The 24,766-nt window shown below is 66.0% G+C and carries 24 protein-coding genes; 10 read left to right on the top strand and 14 right to left on the bottom strand.

Annotation, left to right across the window (positions count from 1 at the left end):
- Positions 1-13: 13 nt before the first annotated feature.
- Genes ASE48_RS28265 through ASE48_RS28285 form a run of 5 tightly spaced genes read left to right on the top strand, consistent with a single transcriptional unit; the run spans position 14 to position 7,242 of the window.
- Positions 14-1,330 (top strand): MFS transporter, encoded by a 1,317-nt coding sequence (locus ASE48_RS28265; protein ID WP_057170462.1) that lies wholly within the window; start codon positions 14-16, stop codon positions 1,328-1,330.
- A gap of 11 nt (positions 1,331-1,341) precedes the next feature.
- Positions 1,342-2,490: an L-rhamnose isomerase gene (gene rhaI / locus ASE48_RS28270; protein WP_057170463.1), complete on the top strand. Its 1,149-nt coding sequence runs from the start codon at positions 1,342-1,344 to the stop codon at positions 2,488-2,490.
- A 2-nt stretch (positions 2,491-2,492) separates the two neighbouring features.
- Positions 2,493-4,532: a bifunctional rhamnulose-1-phosphate aldolase/short-chain dehydrogenase gene (locus ASE48_RS28275; protein WP_057170464.1), complete on the top strand. Its 2,040-nt coding sequence runs from the start codon at positions 2,493-2,495 to the stop codon at positions 4,530-4,532.
- On the top strand, positions 4,532-6,010 hold the full coding sequence (locus ASE48_RS28280; RefSeq protein WP_057170465.1) for a rhamnulokinase: 1,479 nt from the start codon (positions 4,532-4,534) through the stop codon (positions 6,008-6,010). The genes ASE48_RS28275 and ASE48_RS28280 overlap by 1 nt, the downstream gene beginning before the upstream one ends.
- A complete protein-coding gene (locus tag ASE48_RS28285; protein ID WP_057170466.1) occupies positions 6,007-7,242 on the top strand; it encodes an alpha-hydroxy acid oxidase in 1,236 nt (411 codons plus the stop codon). The genes ASE48_RS28280 and ASE48_RS28285 overlap by 4 nt, the downstream gene beginning before the upstream one ends.
- Here ASE48_RS28285 and ASE48_RS28290 read toward each other — a convergent pair.
- From ASE48_RS28290 to ASE48_RS28305, 4 genes are all read right to left on the bottom strand, one after another.
- Complete coding sequence (locus ASE48_RS28290) at positions 7,239-8,297, bottom strand: AAA family ATPase (protein ID WP_057170467.1); 1,059 nt, start codon at positions 8,295-8,297, stop codon at positions 7,239-7,241. The two genes, ASE48_RS28285 and ASE48_RS28290, sit on opposite strands and share 4 nt — an antisense overlap.
- Before the next feature lie 8 nt (positions 8,298-8,305).
- Complete coding sequence (locus ASE48_RS28295) at positions 8,306-9,343, bottom strand: aliphatic amidase (RefSeq protein ID WP_057170728.1); 1,038 nt, start codon at positions 9,341-9,343, stop codon at positions 8,306-8,308.
- Between the two features lie 56 nt (positions 9,344-9,399).
- Positions 9,400-10,023: an AmiS/UreI family transporter gene (locus ASE48_RS28300; RefSeq protein WP_082614473.1), complete on the bottom strand. Its 624-nt coding sequence runs from the start codon at positions 10,021-10,023 to the stop codon at positions 9,400-9,402.
- A gap of 96 nt (positions 10,024-10,119) precedes the next feature.
- A complete protein-coding gene (locus ASE48_RS28305; protein WP_057170468.1) occupies positions 10,120-11,196 on the bottom strand; it encodes a substrate-binding domain-containing protein in 1,077 nt (358 codons plus the stop codon).
- 105 nt (positions 11,197-11,301) lie between these two features.
- Here ASE48_RS28305 and ASE48_RS28310 point away from each other — a divergent pair, with 105 nt between their 5' ends.
- The 3 genes from ASE48_RS28310 (at position 11,302) to ASE48_RS28320 (ending at position 13,584) form a co-directional block, all read left to right on the top strand.
- Positions 11,302-11,730 carry a MarR family winged helix-turn-helix transcriptional regulator gene (locus ASE48_RS28310; protein WP_057170469.1) on the top strand — a complete coding sequence of 143 codons (429 nt, stop codon included), beginning with the start codon at positions 11,302-11,304 and terminating at the stop codon, positions 11,728-11,730.
- 75 nt (positions 11,731-11,805) lie between these two features.
- Complete coding sequence (locus ASE48_RS28315; protein ID WP_057170729.1) at positions 11,806-12,819, top strand: acetamidase/formamidase family protein; 1,014 nt, start codon at positions 11,806-11,808, stop codon at positions 12,817-12,819.
- A gap of 12 nt (positions 12,820-12,831) precedes the next feature.
- Entirely contained in the window at positions 12,832-13,584 is a 753-nt protein-coding gene (locus ASE48_RS28320) for an SDR family NAD(P)-dependent oxidoreductase (RefSeq protein WP_057170470.1), read from the top strand.
- A gap of 13 nt (positions 13,585-13,597) precedes the next feature.
- Here ASE48_RS28320 and ASE48_RS28325 read toward each other — a convergent pair whose 3' ends face one another.
- The 10 genes from ASE48_RS28325 to ASE48_RS28365 all read right to left on the bottom strand — a co-directional run bounded on the left by ASE48_RS28325 (position 13,598) and on the right by ASE48_RS28365 (position 21,550).
- Positions 13,598-14,659: an NAD(P)H-dependent amine dehydrogenase family protein gene (locus ASE48_RS28325; protein WP_057170471.1), complete on the bottom strand. Its 1,062-nt coding sequence runs from the start codon at positions 14,657-14,659 to the stop codon at positions 13,598-13,600.
- Positions 14,656-15,729 (bottom strand): NAD(P)H-dependent amine dehydrogenase family protein, encoded by a 1,074-nt coding sequence (locus ASE48_RS28330; RefSeq protein ID WP_057170730.1) that lies wholly within the window; start codon positions 15,727-15,729, stop codon positions 14,656-14,658. The genes ASE48_RS28325 and ASE48_RS28330 overlap by 4 nt, the downstream gene beginning before the upstream one ends.
- A 1-nt stretch (position 15,730) precedes the next feature.
- Entirely contained in the window at positions 15,731-16,069 is a 339-nt protein-coding gene (locus tag ASE48_RS28335; RefSeq protein ID WP_082614513.1) for a hypothetical protein, read from the bottom strand.
- A gap of 81 nt (positions 16,070-16,150) precedes the next feature.
- A complete protein-coding gene (locus ASE48_RS28340) occupies positions 16,151-16,840 on the bottom strand; it encodes a hypothetical protein (RefSeq protein ID WP_442928774.1) in 690 nt (229 codons plus the stop codon).
- Positions 16,837-16,968: a hypothetical protein gene (locus ASE48_RS33720; RefSeq protein WP_255419436.1), complete on the bottom strand. Its 132-nt coding sequence runs from the start codon at positions 16,966-16,968 to the stop codon at positions 16,837-16,839. The genes ASE48_RS28340 and ASE48_RS33720 overlap by 4 nt, the downstream gene beginning before the upstream one ends.
- A 14-nt stretch (positions 16,969-16,982) precedes the next feature.
- Positions 16,983-17,774: a CbbQ/NirQ/NorQ/GpvN family protein gene (locus ASE48_RS28345; RefSeq protein ID WP_057170474.1), complete on the bottom strand. Its 792-nt coding sequence runs from the start codon at positions 17,772-17,774 to the stop codon at positions 16,983-16,985.
- A 13-nt stretch (positions 17,775-17,787) separates the two neighbouring features.
- A complete protein-coding gene (locus tag ASE48_RS28350; RefSeq protein ID WP_057170475.1) occupies positions 17,788-19,320 on the bottom strand; it encodes a nitric oxide reductase activation protein NorD in 1,533 nt (510 codons plus the stop codon).
- A gap of 162 nt (positions 19,321-19,482) precedes the next feature.
- A complete protein-coding gene (locus tag ASE48_RS28355) occupies positions 19,483-20,085 on the bottom strand; it encodes a TetR/AcrR family transcriptional regulator (protein WP_057170476.1) in 603 nt (200 codons plus the stop codon).
- A gap of 104 nt (positions 20,086-20,189) precedes the next feature.
- Complete coding sequence (locus ASE48_RS28360) at positions 20,190-20,882, bottom strand: hypothetical protein (protein WP_057170731.1); 693 nt, start codon at positions 20,880-20,882, stop codon at positions 20,190-20,192.
- A gap of 65 nt (positions 20,883-20,947) precedes the next feature.
- Positions 20,948-21,550 carry a TetR/AcrR family transcriptional regulator gene (locus ASE48_RS28365; RefSeq protein ID WP_057170477.1) on the bottom strand — a complete coding sequence of 201 codons (603 nt, stop codon included), beginning with the start codon at positions 21,548-21,550 and terminating at the stop codon, positions 20,948-20,950.
- Between the two features lie 189 nt (positions 21,551-21,739).
- Here ASE48_RS28365 and ASE48_RS28370 point away from each other — a divergent pair, with 189 nt between their 5' ends.
- Together ASE48_RS28370 and ASE48_RS28375 are read left to right on the top strand one after the other, a co-directional pair.
- Positions 21,740-22,306 carry a type 1 glutamine amidotransferase domain-containing protein gene (locus ASE48_RS28370; RefSeq protein ID WP_057170478.1) on the top strand — a complete coding sequence of 189 codons (567 nt, stop codon included), beginning with the start codon at positions 21,740-21,742 and terminating at the stop codon, positions 22,304-22,306.
- An 87-nt stretch (positions 22,307-22,393) separates the two neighbouring features.
- Positions 22,394-24,760 carry an arylsulfatase gene (locus tag ASE48_RS28375; protein ID WP_057170479.1) on the top strand — a complete coding sequence of 789 codons (2,367 nt, stop codon included), beginning with the start codon at positions 22,394-22,396 and terminating at the stop codon, positions 24,758-24,760.
- The last annotated feature ends 6 nt before the right edge of the window (positions 24,761-24,766 follow it).

Genomic DNA, 24,766 nt, shown 5'->3' on the forward strand with positions numbered 1-24,766 from the left:
ACCTAGGACACCCATGAAAATCGGAGCGCGCTCCACCACTGGCTGGCGGGCGACAATCTCGGTCGCCATGTCGAACTACATCGAGGCCGGATCGATCATCGCGATCGCCACCAGCCTCGGGTTCTGGCAGGCCGAATTCGGCATCAGCAATTTCGCCGTCGGCCTGCTGGCCGCCCTGAGTGCCAACGCTTTCGGCGCGGCCATCGGCGCCGCGATCGGCGGGCCGCTGTGTGACCGCTTCGGGCGCAAGGCGATCTACACCTACGACCTGCTGGTGTACATGGCGGGCGTGCTGCTGGCCGCCTTCGCGATGAACTTCACCATGCTGCTGGCGGCCTTCATCATCACCGGTATCGCCGTCGGCGCCGGGGTGCCCGCCTCGTGGACCTATATCGCCGAGCAGGCGCCGTCGGGTGAGCGCGCCAAGCATGTGGGCACCGCCCAGCTCGCCTGGTCGGTCGGGCCGTTCATCGGCTTCGCGCTCGCCGCGGCGCTGGCGCCGCTGGAACTGCTCGGGTCGCGCATCATCTTCGTGCACCTGTTCGTGGTCGCCGCCGTCGTCTGGTGGATCCGGCAGGGCCTGCAGGAGTCGCAGATCTGGAAAGAGGAAGCCGTCGACGAAAGCCGCGAGCTGCAGTCCTCGGTCGGCGCACGTGGTGTGCGCGGCCTGTTCTCCCGCAAGGTGAACATCACCGCCCTGCTGTTCCTCGGTGGCATCTACCTGTTCTGGAACACCGTGGCAGGCCAGGCAGGCATCTTCATGCCCCGCGTCTATGACACCGCCGGTCTGCACAGCCCCGTGCAGCAGAACCTGCTGCAGGTGCTGGTGTGGGGGTGCACGGTGGCGGCCACCTACTTCGGCTTCATGCGCTACGCCGACAGGGTCTCCCAGCGCGCCCTCTACATCTTCGGTGCCGCACTGGGCATCGTCGGCTGGATCGTGCTGGTCGCCTTCACCGACAGCGGTATTTCCACGATGCTGATCTTCGCTGTGCTGTGGGGCATCTCGGCAGGCATCGGTTGCCAGGCCTTCTACAGCCTGTGGGCCAGCGAGCTGTTCGCCACCCCGTACCGGGCCAGCGCCCAGGGCATCATGTTCTTCGTGGTGCGCACCGCCACCGGTCTGCTCAGCTACTTCTTCCCCACCATGCTCGCTGCGACCGGCCTGACCACCGTGGGCATCCTGCTGGTCGGACTGCTCACCGTCGCCCTGATCATCGGCGCTGTCTGGGCGCCCCGCACGCAGGGTAAGTCGTTGCAGCAGATCGAATCCGAGCGCTACGGCGCACCGGTCAGCGCACCGGCACAAGCCCCCTACACCGCAGTCTGAGGAATCCGCAGATGAATACCGCACTGGACAATCTCGCCATCGAACTGCCCTCCTGGGCATTCGGGAACTCCGGCACCCGCTTCAAGGTGTTCGGCACCCCCGGCACGCCGCGCACCATCGAGGAGAAGCTCGCCGACGCCGCCACCGTGCACCGGCTCACCGGGCTGGCACCGGCTGTCGCCCTGCATATTCCGTGGGACACCGTCGAGAACTACGCCGCTCTCGGGCGCTACGCGGAGGACCTCGGGGTTCGGCTGGGCACCATCAACTCCAACACCTTCCAGGACGACGCCTACAAGTTCGGCAGCCTCACCCACACCGACAAGGCGGTGCGGCAGAAGGCCATCGACCATCACCTGGCCTGCATCGAGGTGATGAACGAAACCGGATCCCGCGATCTGAAGATCTGGCTGGCCGATGGCACCAACTACCCCGGGCAGGGCGACATCCGCGGCCGCCAGGACCGGCTGGCCGAATCGCTGGCTGCCATCTACCAGCACATCGGCGCCGAGCAGCGACTCGTGCTGGAGTACAAGTTCTTCGAACCCGCCATGTACGCCACCGATGTCCCGGACTGGGGCACGTCCTACGCACACGTGACCGCGCTCGGCGCGCGGGCCAAGGTGTGCCTGGACACCGGACACCATGCGCCGGGTACGAACATCGAGTTCATCGTGGCTCAGCTGCTGCGGCTGGGAAAGCTCGGCTCCTTCGACTTCAACTCGCGCTTCTACGCCGACGATGACCTGATCGTGGGGGCGGCCGATCCGTTCCAGCTGTTCCGGATCATGTTCGAGGTGATCCGCGGGGGCGGTTTGGACAGCGGCTCCGACCTGGCCCTGATGCTCGATCAGTGTCACAATGTCGAGGAGAAGATCCCCGGCCAGATCCGCTCGGTGCTCAACGTCCAGGAGATGACGGCACGCGCAGGGTTGGTGGACACCGAGGCACTGACCACCGCGCAGGAATCTGGGGATGTGTTGGGCGCCAACGAGATCTTCATGGACGCCTTCTACACCGACGTCCGTCCCATGCTCGCCGAACGCCGCGCCGCCCAGGGTCTCCCGGCCGACCCGATGGCCGCGTTCCGCGACAGCGGATACCAGGACACCATCAACGCCGCCCGCGTCGGCGGAACCCAATCCTCGTGGGGAGCATAGGTATGGCCAACAACACCACAGTCGCCGAACTGATCGCACGCTCCAACGCGCTCGGCTCGGACCCGAAGAACACCAACTACGCCGGCGGCAACACCTCGGCCAAGGGCACCGATACCGACCCGGTGACCGGTGAGAATGTCGACCTGTTGTGGGTCAAGGGATCCGGCGGCGACCTCGGCACCCTCACCGAGAGCGGACTGGCCGTGCTGCGGTTGGACCGCATGCGCGCCCTCGTCGACGTCTACCCCGGCGTGGACCGCGAGGACGAGATGGTCGCGGCATTCGACTACTGCCTGCACGGCAAGGGCGGCGCCGCGCCGTCGATCGACACCGCCATGCACGGGCTCGTCGACGCCGCACACGTCGACCATCTGCACCCCGACTCCGGAATTGCCATCGCCACCGCAGCCGACGGAGAAGCGCTGACCCAGAAGATCTTCGGCGACCGGGTGGCGTGGGTGCCGTGGCGGCGTCCCGGATTCCAGCTGGGCCTGGACATCTCGGAGATCAAGAAGGCCAACCCGCAGTCGATCGGCTGCATCCTCGGTGGGCACGGCATCACCGCGTGGGGCGAGACCTCCGATGAGGCGCAGGCCAACTCACTGGAGATCATCCGCGCAGCCGAGGAGTACATCTCCGCCAACGGTGCGGAGCAACCGTTCGGCGCACCGTTGGACGGGTACGCCGCGCTGCCGGAGACGCAGCGACGCGCGAAGGCCGCCGCACTGGCACCGTTCATCCGCGGTCTGGCATCAGCCGACCGCCCCCAGGTCGGGCACTTCACCGATGTGGCCCCGGTACTCGAATTCCTGGGCGCCGCCGAGCATCCCCGGCTGGCCGGGCTGGGTACCAGCTGCCCCGATCACTTCCTGCGCACCAAGGTCAAGCCGCTGGTCCTCGACCTGCCCGCCGACGCAGGCATCGAGGAAAGCAAAGCCCGGCTGACCGAACTGCACGAGCAGTACCGCGCCGACTACCAGGCCTACTACCAGCGCTACGCCACCGCCGACAGCCCCGCGATGCGCGGCGCCGACCCGGCCATCGTGCTCATCCCCGGCGTCGGAATGTTCAGCTACGGCAAGGACAAGCAGACCGCCAGGGTCGCCGGCGAGTTCTACCTCAACGCCATCAACGTGATGCGTGGCGCCGAGGCGATCTCCAGCTACGCGCCCATCGACGAGTCGGAGAAGTTCCGGATCGAGTACTGGGCCCTGGAAGAGGCCAAGTTGGCCCGCATGCCCAAGCCGAAGCCACTGGCCACCCGCATCGCGCTGGTCACCGGTGCCGCCTCCGGAATCGGCAAGGCCATCGCCACCCGACTGGCGGCTGAGGGCGCCTGCGTGGTGATCGCAGACCTCGATGCCGACAAAGCCGCCGAGGCGGCGGCCGAGATCGGCAACGCCGATGTCGCCATCGGCATTGCCGCGGACGTCACCGACGAGGCCGCGGTACAGGCCGCGATCGATGCCAGCGCGCTGGCCTTCGGCGGTATCGACATCGTTGTCAACAACGCCGGCCTGTCGCTGTCGAAGTCGTTGCTGGACACCACCGCGGCCGACTGGGACCTGCAGCACAACGTGATGGCCCGCGGCTCGTTCCTGGTCTCCAAGGCCGCCGCCCGCGCCCTGATCGACCAGAAGCTGGGCGGGGACATCATCTACATCTCGTCGAAGAACTCGGTGTTCGCCGGACCGAACAACATCGCCTACTCGGCCACCAAAGCAGATCAGGCCCACCAGGTTCGGCTGCTCGCCGCCGAACTCGGCGAGCACGGGGTGAAGGTCAACGGCATCAACCCCGACGGTGTGGTGCGCGGTTCCGGGATCTTCGCCGGCGGCTGGGGCGCCAAGCGCGCCGCGGTGTACGGGGTGCCCGAGGAAGAGCTCGGCGCGTACTACGCCCAGCGCACCCTGCTCAAACGCGAAGTGTTGCCGGAGAACATCGCCAATGCCGCATTCGCGTTGTGCACCAGCGATTTCTCGCACACCACGGGGCTGCACGTACCGGTCGACGCCGGTGTCGCCGCAGCCTTCCTCAGGTGATGAAGTCCGGTCAGGTCGCCGCCGTCGACCTGGGCGCGACCAGCGGCCGGGTGATGCTCGCCGACATCGGGCCGGGCCGGCTGGAGCTGGAACAGGTCGCCCGCTTCGCCAACGATCCGGTGCAGCTGTGGAACGGCCATCGCGCCGCGCTGCACTGGGACGTCCCGGGGCTGTTCCGGGAGGCCTGCGCCGGGCTGGCCGAGGCGGGCCGGCGGTCGGACAACCTGGTCACCGTGGGTGTCGATTCGTGGGCCGTCGACTACGGTCTGCTGCGTGGCGGGGCACTGGCCTCGTTGCCCTACCACTACCGGGATTCCCGCTCCGACGGCGGTGTGCGTGCAGTGCACCGCAAGATCGACCCCGCCGAGTTGTACGGCCGCAACGGTCTGCAATTCCTCCCGTTCACCACCATCTATCAGCTGGCGGCCGAAAAGGCCCGCGGTCAGATCGATCTCGCGGATCGCGCCCTGCTGATCCCGGATCTCATCGGGTACTGGCTCACCGGCCGCCAGGTGACCGAACGCACGAACGCCTCGACAACCGGCCTACTGCGCACCACGGGTGAGTGGGACGACGAGCTGGCCGCCCGGCTGGGCCTGCGCCCGGATCTGTTCCCCGGCCTGGTCGAACCCGGCTACGAACTGGGCCCGCTGCTCAGCGAGGTGTCCGAGCCCCTCGGCCTGACACCGGCCACCACGGTCACCACGGTCGCCTCGCATGACACCGCCTCGGCGGTCGTCGCGGTGCCGATGGATTCCGCCAGCGCGGCCTACATCTCCTGCGGTACCTGGGGTTTGGTCGGTGTGGAGATTGCCGCTCCGGTGATCACCGAGGCCGGGCGGCAGGCGAACTTCACCAACGAGGTCGGCGCCGACGGCCGGATCCGCTACCTGCACAACGTGATGGGTCTCTGGCTGCTCAGCGAAACCGTCCGGCAGTACCAGCGTGAGGGCTACCGTGCCGACCTGTCCGAACTGCTGACGCAAGCCGGTGAGGTGCGCTCCACCTTCGACGTCTTCGACACCGCAGACCCACGCTTCCTGGCCCCGGGCGACATGCCCGGCCGGATACGCGACTGGTACGACGAACGCGGCCTGCAGGTCCCGATGACCCGGCCCGAGGTGGTCCGGGCCATCGTGGAAAGCCTGGCCGCGGCGTTCGCCGACGGGGTCGGTCGGGCCGCTGAACTATCCGGCACACCGGTGCGCACCGTGCACATCGTCGGCGGCGGATCGCAGAACAGACTGCTGTGCCAGCTGACCGCCGATCGCGCCGGGTTGCCGGTGCTGGCCGGCCCTGTCGAGGCCACCGCACTGGGCAACGTGCTGATCAGCGCCCGTGCCCACCACCTGGTCGATGGCGATCTCGAGGCGCTGCGTCATATCGTTGCCACCAGGTTCCCACCCCAGCAGTACACACCCCGCACCCGGCGCACCCGCATCCCGCGTACGGTCGGGGCAGGAAAGGTCCCGTCATGAAACGTCGCATCCCCAAGGTCGCCGACCTGGCTCCGCTGATGCAGTTCAAGAAGCCCGAGTTGAATGCCCGCACCCGCAGGCTGGCCGCGGCGCTGACCGTGGAGGATCTGCGCGCGATCGCCAAGCGCCGCACGCCCCGGGCGGCGTTCGACTACACCGACGGCTCCGCGGAGGCCGAGCTGTCCCTGGCGCGGGCCCGGCAGGCGTTCCAGGACATCGAGTTCCATCCGGCGATCCTGCGGGATGTCTCCAAGGTCGACACCAGTTGCACCATTCTGGGCGGCCGCTCGGAGTTGCCGTTCGGGATCGCGCCCACCGGGTTCACCCGGATGATGCAGACCGAGGGCGAATACGCGGGTGCACGCGCCGCCGCCCGTGCGGGGATCCCGTTCTCGCTCTCCACCATGGGCACGGCCTCCATCGAGGATGTCAAGGCCGCCAACCCGCACGGACGCAACTGGTTTCAGCTCTACATGTGGAAGGACCGGGACCGCTCGATGGCGCTCGTCGAGCGCGCCGCCGCAGCCGGATATGACACCCTGCTGGTCACCGTCGACGTCCCGGTGGCCGGGGCGCGGCTGCGCGACAAGCGCAATGGCATGTCCATCCCGCCCGCGCTCACGGCGAAGACCGTCCTCAACGCGATACCCCGCCCGCAGTGGTGGATCGACTTCCTGACCACCGAGCCGCTGGCGTTCGCCTCCCTGGACCGCTGGTCGGGCACCGTCGCCGAGCTGCTGGATACCATGTTCGATCCGACCGTGACCTTCGAGGATCTGGCCTGGATCAAATCGCAGTGGCCGGGCAAGCTCGTGGTCAAGGGCATCCAGACCGTTGCCGATGCGCAGGCCGTCGCTGATCTCGGTGCAGACGGCATCGTGCTGTCCAATCATGGTGGGCGCCAACTTGACCGGGCGCCGATTCCGTTCCACCTGCTCCCCCAGGTCGCGCCGGCGGTGGGAGATCGCACCGAGGTCATCCTGGACACCGGCATCATGTCCGGCGCGGACATCGTCGCCTCCATCGCCCTGGGCGCGCGGTTCACTCTGGTCGGCCGGGCTTATCTGTACGGCCTGATGGCCGGCGGTGAAGCCGGTGTGGACCGGATGATCGAGATCCTCTCCGACCAGATCTCGCGCACCATGCGACTGCTCGGCGTCGCCTCGCTCGACGAGCTGGTACCCGAGCACGTGACGCAGTTGCAGCGGCTGGTGCCGCGCAAGCTTCCCTAGATCACCGGGACTGCGGCCACCGAGACCGATCCGACCGACACTGACGCCCTCAGCACGATGGGCGCCCGTCCGACCGGCCGCGTGTGAAGGACGCATTCTGCAACCGGTGCGATCAGCTGCCGGCGAATCGTTCGACGCAGCCCACGGGCGCCGTAGACCGGATCGAATCCGCCGTCCTGCAGCAGTTCCAGGACGGCGTCATCCACCCTGAGCTCCACAGACTCCCGCGCGAGTCTGCGGATGACGATCTCCACTTCGAGCGCGGTCACCTGCCGGGCGGTTGCGGGCTGGAAGGCATTCATGACGACTGTTTCGTCGATGCGGTTGAAGAACTCGGGATCGAAGAAGTCCTCAACGGCGTTGATGACAGCCTGCCGCGATCGTCCGCTGTGCGTGCGGCGGACTTTGCGGTACCACCGCCGACCATCGTGACGCAGCTGCTGCGCCGCATCTCTTGAGCCGAGGTTTGACGTGATGAAGACGTAGCTGTTGCGGAAAGAGATCGTCTCGCGGCCATTGGCCAACCGCAGCCAACCACTGTCCAGGATGTGCAGCAATGCGCGGATCACCGTGGGATCAGCCTTCTCGATCTCATCGAGCAGGACGATCCCCGGCATGAACGGGTCGCCCTCGATCTTGTTCTTGTCGAACAGCGTGAACGATTCCTTACTTCCCGCGTATCCGGGTGGCGCCCCGGAGAACGAGGCTGCGTAGTGTTCCTGAGCCAGCGCCGCCATGTCGATACGACAGAGATCGTCCGGGCCGGCACGTAGTTCCGCGGCAACCTGGCGAACAAGCTCGGTCTTACCGACCCCGGTCGGCCCGACGAGCAACACACTCGCCAGCGGCCGACCGGGATCGGTGACCCCGGCCCGTCCGATCGCCACCGCTCGGGTCACCGCTTTGAGTGCATCGGGCTGACCGATTATCCGGCTGCCCAAACGATCGAGGAACTCCTGCTGATCGAACACGGCGGGGCCGGGCGTCATGGCATCCTCGTCGGCGGACTCCTGCACCGCGTTCTGTTCGTGGTACATATCGGTGAGGAACGGCATGCGGAGCCTTACGCCTCGGCGGTCTGCTCGACCGGCAGGTTGCCCACCCGGCATTCGGCGACGCCCACGGTGTCTCGAGTGATCGATTCGACGACTTCCTGCGCCTTCTGCGCGTCGGTCACCCAGAGCTTGTAAAACTCGAAGGGGCAGTCGGCCACTCCTTTGTCACCGTCGCCTGCAGCATGCACGCCGGAATAGCCGCGATGCAGCAGTTTGAAGAGGTGGTTCTGCGACTGATCGTTCTGCCGTGCGTCACGGATCGCCGACAACGACAGCTGCGCAAACTGAATGCCGTATTCCTCCTCACCGGTCTCGCCCAGCGTGCGACCGTCGAAACCGATGACCGCCGAGTGACCGAAATACGAGTAGACACCGTCGAATCCAGCCGCGTTGGCCACCGCCACATAGCAATTGTTGGCCCACGCCATGGCCTTGGCCATCAAGACCTGCTGGTCCTTTGCCGGGTACATGTAGCCCTGGCACCGGACGATCAGTTCGGCGCCCTTCATCGCGCAGTCGCGCCAGATCTCCGGGTAATTACCGTCATCGCAGATGATCAGCGAGATCTTCATACCCTTGGGCCCCTGCGTGACATACGTGGTGTCGCCGGGGTACCAACCCTCGATGGGGCACCACGGCAGGATCTTGCGGTACTTCTGGACGATCTCGCCGCTGTCGTCGATCAGCACCAGGGTGTTGTACGGCGGCTTGTTCGGATGGTCCTCGTGTCGCTCACCGGTGATGGAGAAGACACCCCAGGTCTTCGCCTTGCGGCACGCGGCGGCGAAGATGTCGGTCTCATCACCGGGAATGCTCGCGGCGGTGGCATACATCTCGTCAGGGTCGTACATGATGCCCTGAGTCGAATACTCGGGAAAGACAACCAGATCCATGCCGGGCAACCCGGACTTCATGCCGATGACCATGTCCGCGATCTTGCGGGCGTTGTCGAGCACTTCTTCCTTGGTGTGGAGTCTGGGCATTTTGTAGTTCACCACTGCCACCCCAACGGTGTCCGGGCTGGATGAGATGTCACCGTGACGCATGATTTTCTCCTTCTGGTTGGTTTGGAACAGCAAGGGATGCAATGGCTTCGGTTATTTCAGCCGTATACGGGCCGGGAGACGGCGGAGGTCTCCCGGAAGGTGGAGCTGAGGAACTTGGCCAGGACGAGGAGCGCCGCGAGGCCCACAGCCCATGCTGTGGCGATGAGACCCGACGTCCGGTAGGCCCCGGTGAGCGCCATAAACGCCGGCAGCGCGCACGTAGGCAGGCTGAGAAGTGTGACCGCCCAACCCGTGAAACGGGTCAGATCGTCGCGACGTAGGCCTAGCACCAGGAAGAACAGGAACCACAGCAAGGCCCATGACAGCCAGATGACGCCGAACACGGGGTCGGCGGACAGCGTGAAGGACAATGCCGAGTACACCACTGCAGCGCCGGACACGAACAGCGAGAACCACCCCAGTCCTTCGGGTTCCAGGCCGGCCAGGTTGACGATTCCCACATAGAGATACGTGAATCCGAACAGGTACAGACCGGAGGCCGCGAGCACGGCGACCGGGTCCCCCGGGTTCTGGATGAGCATCACGGTGGGCACGACACATTGAAGTGCGCCGACGAACAGGTTGAGCACAGCCGCCGATCGTGCGGGCACCCGACCCAGGAGCATCAGGCCGTTCACGAAAAGCACCGCGCCGACGTAGAGCAATCCGACGTTGTTCATCCGGCACCTCCCAGTTGATTTCATTTGGTTTATCTCCAAATGAAACTAAGTGACGGGCGACACAGTGTCAAGAGCGAAAACGCCTACCTCACAGCGTTAGTGCCGAGCGAGCGTGGTCAGCACGTCGAAATCGAATCCGTCAGCGACGGCCAGATGCACCGGCTGCACCGTCGAGTCCGGATGAAACTCGACCGTGCCGCGAGGGCTCTCGTATGCCATGCCATCTGCTGCCGGCAGGTCCGTCAGGCGCCCGGTTCGATGAATCAGTTTGGCGAGCAGCTGCGTTCCCTCATAACATGATTCGGCTATACCACTGAGCGGCGGCGCGCCGGGCCCGTGCAGGTCGAGATAACGGTCGAGAAGCTCCATCGAGCCGGCCCCGATCATCGACCGAAAGTACGAGGCTGCCACGAACAACCGCCGCGTGGCGCCGTCACCACTGGCCAGCAGCATGCTCTCGTCCATCAGGGGACTGAATCGCACGAACGACTCGTCTGCACCCTGCGCCGCGCAGGCACGGTTGAACTCCACCGCGTCGTGGCCGACGAGCAGCATCAGCACGGCCTCGCAACCCGAGCCCAGCGCGGCACGTACGACCTCTGCCATATCGGCGCGACCGAGGTCGACGAACCGCCCCCCGACGATGTCCAGGTTCAGCTCGCCGGCGTATCGGCGTACCGATGCCATCGAGGATCGCGGCCACACGTAGTCGTCACCGACGATGAACCACCGCCGGATACCGAGGTTGTCCCGCAGCCAGCGCAGCGCCGGCTCGATCTGACCATCGGGGGTCTCGCCGCAGCAATAGATGTCGCGACGATGCTCGCCGCCCTCGTACAACGCCGGATATGCATAGGGGACGCGAGCGGCCACCACGGGCGCCAAGGCGTTGCGCACCGACGAGATGTGCCAGCCGGTGACCGCGTCGATCCGTCCATCGGAGACAAGTTCGTCGACACGGTGCGCGACCGCAGCGGGCTCCGCCCCACCGTCCACGACCTCTATGTGCACCTCGCGGCCGAGCACCCCACCAGCGGCGTTCAGGTCGTGGGCGGCCAGCTGACCGACCGCCTCGCAGGAGGGGCCGAACACTCCCCCGGGCCCTTGCAGGGGAACCACCATGGCCAACCGCCACCGTTCGGCGTCGGTACCTGCCGGGTGCGAGCCCGCCATCTGCCTGTCCTCACCTGTGCCATCGAGCGATCGGCTGCTATCGTTTCCAACTGGAAGTATCGCGCGTTGTGGGCGCGGTCGGCAAGACGCAAGGAGATGTCTGTCATGTCGAGTCCGTCTCCCCGCGGCCGAGCGGACAGTTCGGTGACGGTCGTGATGCTCCGCGCGGCACGCCGACTCGGCAACGACCTCGAAGCCGAACTGCAACGCGCCGACCTCGGGATCGACCACTGGCTCGTCATCGATGTTCTGGCCGGCGCCGACGGCCTCACCATGGCCGAGTTGCAATCGGCGACGATGATCGCGGGCCCCACCCAAACGCGGGTCGTCGACAAACTGGTGTCCCGTTCACTGATGTATCGCGAGGTCGACAAATTCGACCGCCGCAAGGTGCGGGTGTACATCAGCACGAGAGGACTGGCGCTCCACAAGGAGTTGCGGCCCGCTGTGGACGCCGTGGAGCAAGCCTGGCTGGATGACCACGCCGCACAGGTCCTCGGCGGCGTCGCGGATCGACACGCCGGTAGATCCTGATACCTAACCCGTTGCCCAGCCACGGCTTTGGTCGCAGGTGTGGCGGCGACGGCGCGTTGCGACCAGGATGACCTGATGGACCACATCACCTTCGTCCCGTCGCCCGACCAGTTCGCGTTCACCTTCGGCGGCGCCGATCCGGTGCTGCGCATCAAGGCGCCCACGGTGCTCACGTTGTGGGCCGAGGACGCCTACGGTGGCCGGATCACCAGCGCAGACGATGTGGCCAGCAGCGCGCTGGACACCGAGGACCTCAATCCGCAGACCGGACCGTTCTGGATCGAAGGTGCCGAACCCGGGGACACCCTGGCCGTGCATCTGGTGGATCTGACGCCGGCGCGCAGCTGGGGCGCGTCGACGCTCATCCCGTTCTTCGGCGGGCTGACCAGCGTGCCGGTGAGCCCGACGCTGCAGGATCCGCTACCCGAACGCACCTGGATCTACGAATACGACTCGGCGGCGCGCACTGTCGGGTTCTCGGCGAAGGGCAGCAATTTCGAGGTGGCACTGCCCGCCAACCCGATGCTCGGCACCGTCGGCGTCGCGCCCGCCCGCCGGGAGGTACGCACCTCACTGGTACCCGATGTGTTCGGCGGCAACATGGACACCCCGGAGATGACCGCGGGCGCCACCTGCTACCTGCGGGTGAACGTGCCGGGTGCGCTGTTCTCCCTCGGCGACGGTCACTACCGCCAGGGTGAGGGCGAGTCGTGCGGCACCGCAGTGGAGGGTGCGATGAACGTGACCGCGATCGTCGAACTGATCAAGGGCGGCGGACCCGCCTGGCCCCGACTGGAGACCGACACCCACCTGATGTGCATCGGATCCGGGCGCCCACTGGAGGAGGCGTGGCGCGCGGGGCAGGTCGAGATGATCACCTGGCTGGGCGAGCTGTACGGGCTGGACCGGTTCGACGCCTACCAGTTGCTCACCCAGATCTCGTTGGCGCCGATCGCCAACGTGGTGGACACCAACTACAGCGCGGTGACCAAGATCGACAAGCGGCTGCTGCCCAACGCCGCCGCGTACGGCGGCGTACACAGCGAACTGCGCTCAGCGGCAAAGTCATTCGGAACCATCACGTACTAGGGAAGGCACCTCATGGATCTCGGACTCAACGGCAAGCGCTTCGCGGTCACCGGCGGCACCCGCGGCATCGGACGGGCCGTGGTGGAGGGGCTGATCGCCGAGGGCGCCAAGGTTGCGTTCTGCGCGCGCACCTCCGAGGACGTGGCGCAGGCACAGAAGGAACTCGGCGGCGACGCCCTCGGCTCGGCGGTCGACGTGGGCGCCACCGCGACGTTGGCGGCGTGGGTGGACGCCACCGCCGACGCGTTCGGCGGCCTGGACGGCGTGGTGGCCAACGTCAGCGCGCTGGCCATCCCGGACTCGGCGGAGAACTGGCGCACCACCTTCGAGGTCGACCTGATGGGCACCGTGGGTCTGGTGGACGCCGCGCTGCCGTATCTGGAGGCGTCCGGCGCCGGATCGATCGTGACGATCTCCAGCGTGTCCGGACGGGAGGTGGACTTCGCGGCGGGACCGTACGGCACGATGAAGGCCGCGATCATCCACTACACGCAGGGGCTCGCGTATCAGCTCGCCGGAAAGGGTGTGCGCGCCAACACCGTCAGCCCGGGTAACACCTACTTTCCCGGCGGGGTGTGGCCGTCCATCGAGCAGAACAACCCGGAACTGTTCGCCACCGCACTGGCCCTCAATCCGACCGGCCGGATGGCGACCCCGCAGGAAGTGGCCAACGCGGTGGTGTTCCTGTCGAGTGAGGCGGCGAGCTTCATCACGGGGACGAATTTGCTCGTCGACGGCGCGCTGACCCGCGGCGTCCAGTTCTGAAAAGGCCAGCGGGTCACGCATCTCCAGCCGGCCGGACCAGCCCACGCGGCCGGACCAGCCCCAGACCCAGATGGGTGACCCAGCCCGGTGCGGCGTCGCATACCGCGGGGATGGTGTTGATGGCACCCATCGCTGTCCAGTCATAGCCGGGATGGGCCATCGTCCCGTCCGGCCGGTTGACCCCCTTGAGGGTCAGTTCGGTCGGTGGATCTCCGTCGATGACGATCTCGTAGCGGGTCTCGCCCCAGTCCCACGGCGGATCCAGTTTGTCCGGCCCCGCGGTGACATAGATGGCGTGGAAGACGATCAACGGCCGGCCGTCCACCCATGCCGTCCATTCGTGTCGCTGCGCGGCGACCGTGCCCACCGCGATCGCTCCCTCGTCGTGCGCAATGGGTTCCCGCGCTGTCGCGACGTCGATCTCGGCGGCGGTCACCTCGTCGATGGTGACGCCGAGGCCGTCGGCGATCATGTACATCGACTGCGCGAAGAACGGCACTCCGAGGCCGAGAATCGTCGGCTCGGTCAGGAATGCGTCCTTGTCCTTGCCGAACCCCATCCAGTCGATGTGGTCCAGCGGCGCATCCTTGATGACGTCGACGACTTCGTACACCTGGATGGTGTCGATCCTGCTCATCACCCGGGCCAGGGTGAGCGGAAGGACGTCACCGGCGTAGCCGGGGTGGATGCCGCCGCCGTGGAAGGAGGTACCACCGTCGGCGCAGGCGGCGCGGATCTGGTCACCGGCGTCCGCGAAATCCGGTGACGGATAGAAGAACCCGCTGGTAGTGACGACATTCTTGCCGGAACGCAGTATTCGGCAGACGGTGGCGACGTCCATGATGATGGGGGTGTAGAACACGCAGTCGGCGTCCAGGGCCAGGACGGCGTCGACATCGTCGGTGGTGGTGACCCCGGTCGCAGCGATGCCGACAATGTCGCCGGCATCCAGACCCACCTTCTCCGCGGAGTGCACCAGCACTCCGATGAGATCGAACACCGGATTGTCGGCGAAATGCCGAAGACCGACCTGTCCGACGTCACCGGTCATCCACTGGATCACCCGATAACTCATCGCCTCAAGCCTTTCGACAACACGCCGCGGCCAACGATGGTGGGCAGGTCCAAAAAGGTGCGGATCCCCGGCACGGCGGCGCAGACCGGAGCGATCGCGTGGACGGCGTGCATCGCAGTGCCCAGACACCCCTGATCGGTGTCATCCTCGTCGTGGATGGCGATCCGCGATTCCAGCACCATCGACGGCGCCCCCTCGACGGTCACCTTCCAGCCTCGCCCGTTCGGCCAGTCCGGCGCCTGCTCGGCGCCGAGCCGGGTGATGTGTTCGACGGTCAGTGCCCGCCTGCCCTCGATCACCGCAGTATAGGAGAAGCGCTGCGCCGAAACGGTTCCCGCTTCGATGCGGCCCGCCTTGACATCGATCGGCGTGTCGGTGACCGCCACCTCGCGCTCCCAGATGTAGTCGTCGATCGTCGCGCCAAGGCCCTCCGCCAGCAGCATGAGCGGCGCCTTGAAGGACAGTCCGCCGATCGCCGCCTCGTCCATCGGCACCCGCTCATCGGGTGGTTTGCCGAAGCCCATCACCTCGAACAATACGAACGGCACGTTGTAGGTGGAGTAGTCCATCAGCTCCTGCACCAGCAGCGAGTCGATGTGCCGGAACAGTCCGGACATCGTCAGCGGGAGCACCTCCGCAGCCCAGCCCGGTTGAATTCCGGTGGCGTGGAAAGAACTTCGGCCCTCCTGGCAGGCCGTCTCCAGCCGCTGCGTCACGTCGTCGCCGGCGCTCTGCGGATAGATCCACGCGGTGACGGCGGTGGACACCACGTTCTTGCCGGAGGCCAGCAGCCGGCAGATATCGTCCAGCGCGACAGGTGGATTCCACTCGCCCTCGGCCATGTAGAGCACACAGTCGGCCTCGAGCGCGAGGATCTCGTCGACATCGGTGGTGGCCAGGATGCCGATCTCACCGATTCCGGCGACGTCGCCGATATCGCGTCCTGCCTTCGCCTCGTTGTACACCCGGGCACCGACGAGTTCGAGATCGGGATGGTCGTGCACCGCGGCCAATGCATGGGTGCCGACATTGCCGGTGGCCCACTGGATCACCCGCAGTTTCGGGCCCATCTCAGCCACCTTGCTCGGCGAGCCGGGCCTGGCGTGCCTCGTACCGGTCGACCAGCTCGCGGAATCCGAGCCGGTCGTACTGCGGGATGGGTTGGATGCCCCAGACATCGCGGGCGGTGTCCTTGCCCTCGGCGCCTTCCGGCGGCCCCAGCGGCGGATAGGGGAACTTGCACTCCAGGGCGTCATCGGAGTACCGCACCTTGAGCAGTTCACTGCAGATCTGGGTGAGGCTCAGCGTCGGGTAGCCGTAGTAGACCGCCATGAACGGCAATGTAAAGGCCCCCTCGATGACGAGCGCGATCAGGCACACCAGCACCGCGCGTTTGATGTACTTGTGCATCCGTGCGTAGTAGGGCGTGGTGCCCGGCGGCAGATCTTCGGCGGTTGTTTCGGCTTGCGGTGTTGTCACGGTGTCACTCCTTCAGTCCGTGAAGATTTCGCGATTCACCGTGTGCAGGTACGGGATCGCGAGGAACGGGGTGATGTAGAAGATGTCGTAGAGCCACCAGCCGATGACGGGGAAGATGACGCCCGCGAACCGAACATCGGCGAACATCGTCATGTTGAAGACATAGACGCTCCAGATCACGACACCCATCCAGCAGGTGACGATCATCCACTGGTGGCCCCAGCGCTTCATCTGCAGGAATCCGATGGCGGCGGCGCAGCGCATGGCGAAGACGGTGATGATCATGCCGGCCACCATGGCCTTCTCGCCGGGACCTGCGGCGCCGCCGATCCACAGTTCGTTGTAGTGCCAGAAGTATCCGGCGTCGAACATGTGGCCCCAGCCCACCATGAGGACCCGGTTGATCAGGGTGTGGTTGGCGACCAGGTCCAGCGCCCAGCCCAGGCTGTTGAGCATTCCGTCGATCAGCACCAGGTAGCCGATCAGGGTGACGATCATCGGGCGCACCGACAGTCCGGCGCGCGCCGCCTGCCGCTGCAGCCACACCCCGCGCATGAAGATCGGGAAGCCGATCAGCCCCGGTACCCACATGCCCATGAGCGCAGCGCCGACGATCATCCATTTGTCGGCTCGCCGCTGGGCGAGCCGGGACTCCTCGCTGTGGTCCTCCAGGCTGACGGAGCCGCCGACAGCCAGGCTCACAGATACCACCAGCCGCGTTCGAATGACATGTAGAGCTGGATGAGGAACATCGTGAGCAGGTAGCCGTAGATGGCGATCTGGAACACGATGAGCGCCCGCTTACGCTTCTTCTCTTTCTGGTCGACCATGGCGAAATCCCTTCTCAGAGTCTGTCGGCGGCGAGGAGGCCTGCTGCCGCGATTTCCCGGAGCCCCTCACTGATGGCTCCGTCGGTGCTCAATGGTGCGAGGATGCACGCTTCGGCGGCCTCCAACTCGCCGGCACCGGCGGCGATTAGCTGGGCGGCGGTGACGAGCACCCGCGTCGACGGCGGCTCGAAGTGGAAGGCTTCATCCGCGGTGCGGATGGCGTTGGCGCACTGCACGAGCCGCCGGGCCGCCGCTGGGTCGATACCCGTTTCGGAGACCACGGCTTGGGCTTCCCGTTCCGGTGGCAGGTAGCTCATCGGCAGCGTCGCGAAACGCTGCCGGAAGGACGGCTTGAGTTCCTTCAATGAGCTGCGGTAGGCCGGATTGTAGGAGCACACGAGCATGAATTCATCTGGTGCCGAGACGACTTCGTCGGCGCGGTCGAGATAGAGGGTGCGACGGTGGTCGGTCAGTGAGTGCAGGATGGCCAGCGAGTCGTGGCGCGCCTCGACGACCTCGTCGAGGTAGCAGATGGCCCCGGTCTTGACCGCTCTGGTCAGGGGTCCGTCGGTCCAGATCACGTCACCACCGGTGACCATGAAGCGGCCGACGAGATCGGAGCTGGTCAGGTCGTCGTGGCAGCTGATGGTCACGACGGGTCGGCCGAGCAGGGACCCCATGTGTTCGACGAACCGGGTCTTCCCGCAGCCGGTGGGCCCGGTGAGCATGACCGGAATCTTGCGAGTGAAGGCCTGCTCGAAGAGCTGCACCTCGTTGCCGTTGGAATAGTATGTCTCGCTACTCATCTGTCTCCCGATGTCATGAATTGACCAGCTCCCGGTGGACGTGCGCCAGCACACGGGGTAACTCTTCGATCCGCCGGATCCGTTGTGAGCGTTTGGGTCCGAACACCTCGGGAAGCGGGTCGACCCGCGTCGGTCCCACGCCGACGTAGTAGACGGACACGCCGGCGTCGTTGGCCTCCTCGACCGCATGCGCGGCATCCGACCAGGCGTAGCGGCCCTCGTAACCTTCATCGGAGATCATCCCGTCACCGATGATGATGAGCAGTCGGCGCTCCGAGGGCTGTGCGAGCAGCCTGCCGGTCAGGTGACGGATGGGCGCGCCGAGTCGGGTATAGCCGCCGGTGGACAGCCCCAGACCGCTGGGCGGGACGAACCGTACTTCCGGGAAGTCCTTGAGGCAGCGCACTTCCACGCGATGGCGGGTGTTGCCGGTGAACACGAAGATGCCGTGCCGTTCCCGCGCCTGGGTCATCGCCCGCGACAGTGCATCGGCGCAGGCCAGTTCCAACCGGAACACCCGGCCCCCGTGGACACCCAGCGATGAGCTGGCGTCCAGCAGCAGCGCTGTGCTGACATCGCGGTTGCTGGGTAGCAGTTCCCGGAACAGGCGTGGCTCGGCGGCTTCCCCGGTGCGCAGGTCCACGTAATGGCGTACGTACTGGTCGATGTCGAGATCCGAGCCGTCCTCCAGGCGGCTGATCATGGCGCGATGGGTGTTCTCCTGGAACCACTTGCGCAGATCGGCCGAAGCCGTCTTCGCGGCATCGACACGGCTGTCGCGGGCCAGTTCCAGAACCGCCACGTGGTCGGGCAGGAAGCGTTTCGTCCAGGCGTTCCACTCCGGGTACGGGATGCCCGGCCGGTGCTCGGGGGTGACATCCACATCGTTGTCCTGCGGGCGGCTCGGTGGCGGCAGATTCGGGTTGCGCACGCCGCCGTCACCGCCCACCGGTACCGAGTAGGGCCGGGGCATCCGCTTTTGCGTCGTGGTCCACGGCATCCTGCCGAATTGGCGCCGCAGCTTGTCGACCAGTCCTGTCGGTGTCGTGTAGATCGCGGGCAACCGCCCCAACAGCGGGTGGACGGTGAGCCCGTCGGCGCTGCGGGCCAGCGCGATCGCGCGGCTGATCATCGTGTGGGCATCCTGCTGCGGGTCGGACGGCTTCAGTTCGGGCAGCAGCCGGGCGCATTCGGGCATCAGCCCCGGCCACCTCGAGGCGATCCAGCCCAGCGAGACACCCGCCTCCACGAGGGTCAGGGCGCGTATCTCGCGTGCCGACAGTTCGTCGATCCGGTATTCGCCGACGCGGTCCTTGGATGACGAACATTGCAGGGCGATACCGCATGTCAGCGAACGGCGTGTCCAGTCCGCACCGAGCTGCGGGTAGGGCACGTGGATGAACGTGCGCGACGAGTTCAGGCCGAACCCGCGGTGTTCCCCGGTGACCAGCCGGACACCCGCGCGACGCTCTTCGCTCAGTGCGACCGCGGTGAGCGAGCAACTGCGTTCCAGCGCCATCGCCGAGGTGTCATCGAGATCAGCCATGGCCGGCCCCCGGCGGTCCCACGTGCGCGCGGTTCAGAAGGTGCCGATATTGGAGAACATCCAGTACCAGAACCAGATGACCAGGCCGGTACCGCCCCAGGCTGCGACGTAGCGCAGTACCTCCCACAGATAGTCCACGGTCGAACCTCCTCGTTGACGGGTTCATCGGATCTCCAGGCCACGAGCCGCGGAGGAGACCAGCTTGTCGAGCATGGTGTTTCGGGCGGCGACGTCGTCGGTGGTGGTGAGCACCCCGTAGACGCCGAGCAGGAAGAACACGGCGCTGTAGAAGGCGTCGACTTCCGGGTGCACAGCGCCGTCGCGGCGCGCGCTCTCGATCTCACGGACGAGTTGCACGATCACCGCGTGGTCGGTCCAGTCTTCGGGGTCGGGCCGCGACGGCGAGAAGTGCAGGGCAAGAATCTCTTTGAACAAGATTGGGCCGAAGCGGCGCTCGATGCCGATCACGAGGGTGATCACCTCGGCCAGTGCGCTCCGCAGATCATGCCGGTGATCGAGGAAACGGCCGAAAGCCGTCGCCACCCTGGCTTCTTCGCGACGTACCAACTCCAGCAACACATGTTCTTTGCTCGGGTAGTGGAAGTAGAAGGTGCCGTGCGCGACCCCGGCCGCAGCCACGATCGTGTTCACCTCGGCGCCGGCCGTGCCCGCCCGCTGGAACTCGGCGATCGCGGCGCCGAGGATGCGTTCCCGGGTCTGAAGCCGGCGCGCGTCACGCTGTGTCGGCTTCAGGTGTGGCGTCATGGTCTTCTGTTTCTAGCTCAGCGACTGACTTGAGTCAATAGTATTCACAGCTTCTCGTGCCGAATTGCCTGTTCGGGGCTGATATGGAAACAGGTTGGGTGATATCAGTCAGTGAATATCTCGCGGTTCACCGTATGGAGATACGGGATCGCAAGAAACGGCGTGATGTAGAAGATGTCGTAGAGCCACCAGCCCACGACCGGGAAGATGGTGCCCGCGAACCGGACGTCGGCGAACATCGTCATGTTGAACACGTAAAGCACCCAGATGACCACGCCCATCCAGCAGGTGACGATCATCCACTGCTGGCCCCAGCGCTTCATCTGCAGGAAGCCGATGGCGGCGGCGATCCGCATGGTGAACACCGTGAGGATCATCCCCACCTCCATGGCCTTCTCGCCCGGCCCGGACGCGCCGCCGACCCAGAGTTCGTTGAAATGCCAGAAGTATCCGGCGTCGAACATGTGTCCCCAGCCGTTCAACAACACCCTGGCCAGCAGTGTGTGACTGCCGATCAGGTCGAGCGCCCACCCGACCGTGTTGATCGCCGCGTCGATGATGACCAGGTACCCGAGCAGGGTCACCATCATCGGCCGCACCGACAGTCCGTTCTGCTGGGCACGGCGCAGCAGCCACACGCCCCGCAGGAACAGCGGCAGGCCGAAGATCCCCAGCGCGGCGGTACCTATCAGGATGCTGCCACTGATCAACCATCGGTCCGCTTGGCGCTGGGCCAGCCGGGACTCCTCCATGTGTTCATCGAGAGGCAGGGTCGCCGAAGCGGCTGACGGTCGCATGTTCACTGACTCTAGTCATGCAAATGACTGCCGAACAAGCACCGGACGCGGTAGCGTCCGACGACTCAGCCGGCGACGGCGACGCTGCGCATGGTGCGCTTCACCAGATCTTCGAGCAGATCGCGGCGCATCGGGTCGTTGGTGGTGATCGCCAATGCGTAGAGGCACAACAGGAAGAACACCGCACTGTTGATCGGCTGAACCTCGGGATCCACTTCACCCTCGGACCGGGCCCGCTCGATGCGCTGGGCCAGCAGCAGCACCAGTGAGTGGTCACCGCCGTCCTCGGAATCCGGCCGGGTCTGTGAGAAATGCAGCGCCAGAAAGTCCTTGAACAGGACGTCGCCGAGCCGGCGTTCGAGCCCCAGCACCAGGCGCGCGGCCTCGGACAGGGCCGACTCCAGGTCATGACCCCTGCCGAGGTACCGGCCGAACTGCTTGGCCATTCGGTCTTCCTCGCGCTTCTCCAACTCCAGGAGAACGTGCTCCTTGGTGGGGAAGTGAAAAAAGAAGGTGCCATGAGCCACGCCGGCGGCGGCCACGATGGCGGCGACATCGGCCTCGGCCATCCCGGACCGCTTGAACTCGGCGACCGCGGCACCCATGAGGCGCTCCCGGGTCTGCAGACGCTTCGCCTCGCGCGCCGAGGGGCCGTTCACCACCGCCATGTCCGCTCCGTTCCCTGTCCGCGCTCCGGCGCACCGAGTGGTCCGGAACCGCCGACAATGACAATATCGCCTCGACCTGCCGACCGGTCCGACCCGGCGAGGCCGCCGCTGCAATGACCTGAGTCAGCTTCGTGGACGAGGGTAAGGCCGCCATGTTTGGGCACGCAGACCGCGGGGCAGCCCATTCTCATGACTGCTACGCCCACAGCCCTGCAGGGCAAGAAGATCGCCATCCTCGCCACCGACGGTGTTGAGCGCCGCGAGCTCGCCGAACCCCGCGATGCCATCGACAAGGCCGGCGGCGCGATCGAGTTGCTGTCCATACATGACGGCGAGATCGACGCGCGTGACCATGATCTGGAGCCTGCCGGCACTTTCCAGGTGGATCGCCAGGTCGGTGGTGCCAGCGCAGATGAGTTCGATGCCCTGGTGATCCCCGGCGGCACCGTCAACGCCGACAAGCTGCGCTCCGATGAGTCCGCGGTGGCTTTCGTACGCCAGTTCGTGGAGTCCGGCCGCCCGGTGGCGGTCATCTGTCACGGACCGTGGACGCTGATCGACGCCGGCGTGGTCGAGGGTCGCACCGTCACCTCCTATCCCAGCCTTCGCATCGACCTGCGCAACGCCGGAGCGAACACAGTCGACCAGGAAGTGGTGGTCGACGGGAATCTGATCACCAGCCGCTCCCCCGACGACCTGCCGGCGTTCTGCGACGCCCTCGTTCAGGCCGTCGCTGCTGTTCCATCCCCGCGCTGAGGCCAGTCGGTCGAAGCGCGGCGGAGCGGTGCCATTGGTCCTATCCTGTCAGCGGTTGAGACGCAGCCGGCTGGGAGGCACCTTGTCATGTCCGCTGATCAGATTGCGCGAACGGTCCTGCCCATCCCCGATGTCGCACACGTGGGTCTGACCACCTACGACGCGAAGGATCCCGACACCAGCTACCCGCCGATCAGGGATATCCGCCCACCCGAGGGCGCGCCGAATGTCGTGGTGATCCTGATTGACGATGTCGGCTACGGCGCCAGCAGTACCTTCGGCGGGCCGTGCCATACGCCGAACTTCGATCGGCTCGCCGAACGTGGCCTGAAGTACACCCGGTTCCACACCACCGCGCTGTGCTCGCCGACCCGCCAGGCGCTGCTCACCGGTCGCAATCACCACTCGGTGGGGATGGGCGGGATCACCGAGATCGCCACGGCAGCACCCGGCTACAGTTCTGTGCTGCCGAACACGAAGGCGCCGCTCCCGCTCACCCTGAAGCTAAACGGTTACGCGACAGCACAATTCGGCAAGTGCCATGAGGTACCGGTCTGGCAGACCAGTCCCGCGGGACCGTTCACCGCCTGGCCCACCGGCGGAGGCGGGTTCGAGTACTTCTACGGCTTCATCGGTGGTGAGAACAACCAGTGGGACCCCGCCCTCTATGAGGGCACCACTCCCATCGAGCCGCCGAAGACCGCGGCCGAGGGCTACCACCTGACCGAAGACCTGACCGACAAGGCCATCGCGTGGGCGCGGCAGCAGAAGGCGCTGTTGCCGGACAAACCGTTCTTCATGTACTTCGCCCCCGGCGCCACCCATGCCCCGCACCAGGTTCCACCAGAATGGATCGAGAAGTACAAGGGCAAGTTCGCACACGGCTGGGATCGGCAGCGCGAGATCACTTTCGAGCGTCAGAAGGAACTCGGCGTCATCCCGGCCGACGCTGTTCTCACACCACGCCACGCCGAGATTCCCGCTTGGGAGGAGATGGATCCCGCGCTGAAGCCGGTCCTCGAACGCGAGATGGAGGTATACGCCGCGTTCATGGAACACACCGACCACCACGTCGGCCGGTTGCTCGACGCGCTCGAACCCGTGCGGGACAACACCCTGGTCTATCTGATCATCGGTGACAACGGGGCGTCCGCAGAGGGCACCCTGCAGGGCGCGTTCAACGAGATGGCCAACTTCAACGGTATGGCGGCCATCGAGACACCCGAGTTCATGCTGTCCCAGCTCGACGAGTTCGGCGGCGAGAAGTCGTACGGACATTACGCGGTGGGCTGGGCGTGGGCGATGGACGCGCCGTACCAGTGGACCAAGCAGGTGGCCTCCCATTGGGGCGGGACCCGCAACGGCACCATCGTGTCGTGGCCGGCGGGTATCGGCGAAACCGACGGCGTACGGAACCAGTTCAGCCATGTCATCGATCTCGCACCGACCGTGCTGGAGGCTGCCGGCATCCCGGAACCGGTGATGGTCAACGGCGTGCTGCAGAGTCCGTACGAGGGCACCAGCATGCTGTACAGCTTCAATGACGCGCAGGCACCGGAGCGGCACGAGACGCAGTACTTCGAGATGTTCTGTAACCGCGGCATTTATCACAAGGGCTGGAGCGCGGTGACCAAACACCGGACGCCCTGGGAGATGGGCGGGACCGTCATGCCCGCATTCGACGATGATGTCTGGGAGCTCTACGACGGCAGCACCGACTGGACACAGTCCGATGATCTCGCCAAACGGCACCCGGAGAAACTGCATGAGCTGCAACGTCTCTGGCTCATCGAAGCGGTGAAGTACAACGTCCTTCCGCTCGACGATCGCCAGGCCGAGCGGCTGATCCCCGATATCGCCGGTCGGCCGACCCTGATCAAGGGCAACACCCAGCTGCTGCTCGGCGGGATGGGTCGGCTCACCGAGAACAGCGTCGTGGACATCAAGAACAAGTCCTTCGCCGTCACCTCCGAGCTGGAGGTCCCGGCCGACGGTGCCGAAGGCGTGATCATCGCGCAGGGCGGACGATTCGGCGGGTGGAGCCTGTACGCCAAGGACGGCCGGGCGAAGTTCTACTACAACGTCCTGGGCATCCACTCCTACGTCATCGATGGCACCGCCCCCATCCCCACTGGGACGACCCAGGTCCGGATGGAATTCGACTACGACGGTGGAGGTATGGGCAAGGGCGGGACCGTCACCCTTTACCACGACGGCACCGAGGTCGGCACCGGCCGGATCGAGCAGACACAGCCCATCGTGTTCTCCGCCGACGAGACCACCGACATCGGCCGCGAAACCGGCACCACCGTCAGCCCCGACTACACCGCGCACACCAGTGCCTTCACCGGAGCGGTGAACTGGGTTCAGATCGACCTCGGCGAAGACGCCGATGATGCCGATCACTACATCGACGCCGAGGAACGTTTCCGGGTGGCGATGGCCAGGCAGTAGGTCCGT

Origin of the sequence: Mycobacterium sp. Root265, from assembly GCF_001428895.1 — a bacterium.
In the GTDB taxonomy this organism is placed as follows: Bacteria; Actinomycetota; Actinomycetes; order Mycobacteriales; family Mycobacteriaceae; genus Mycobacterium.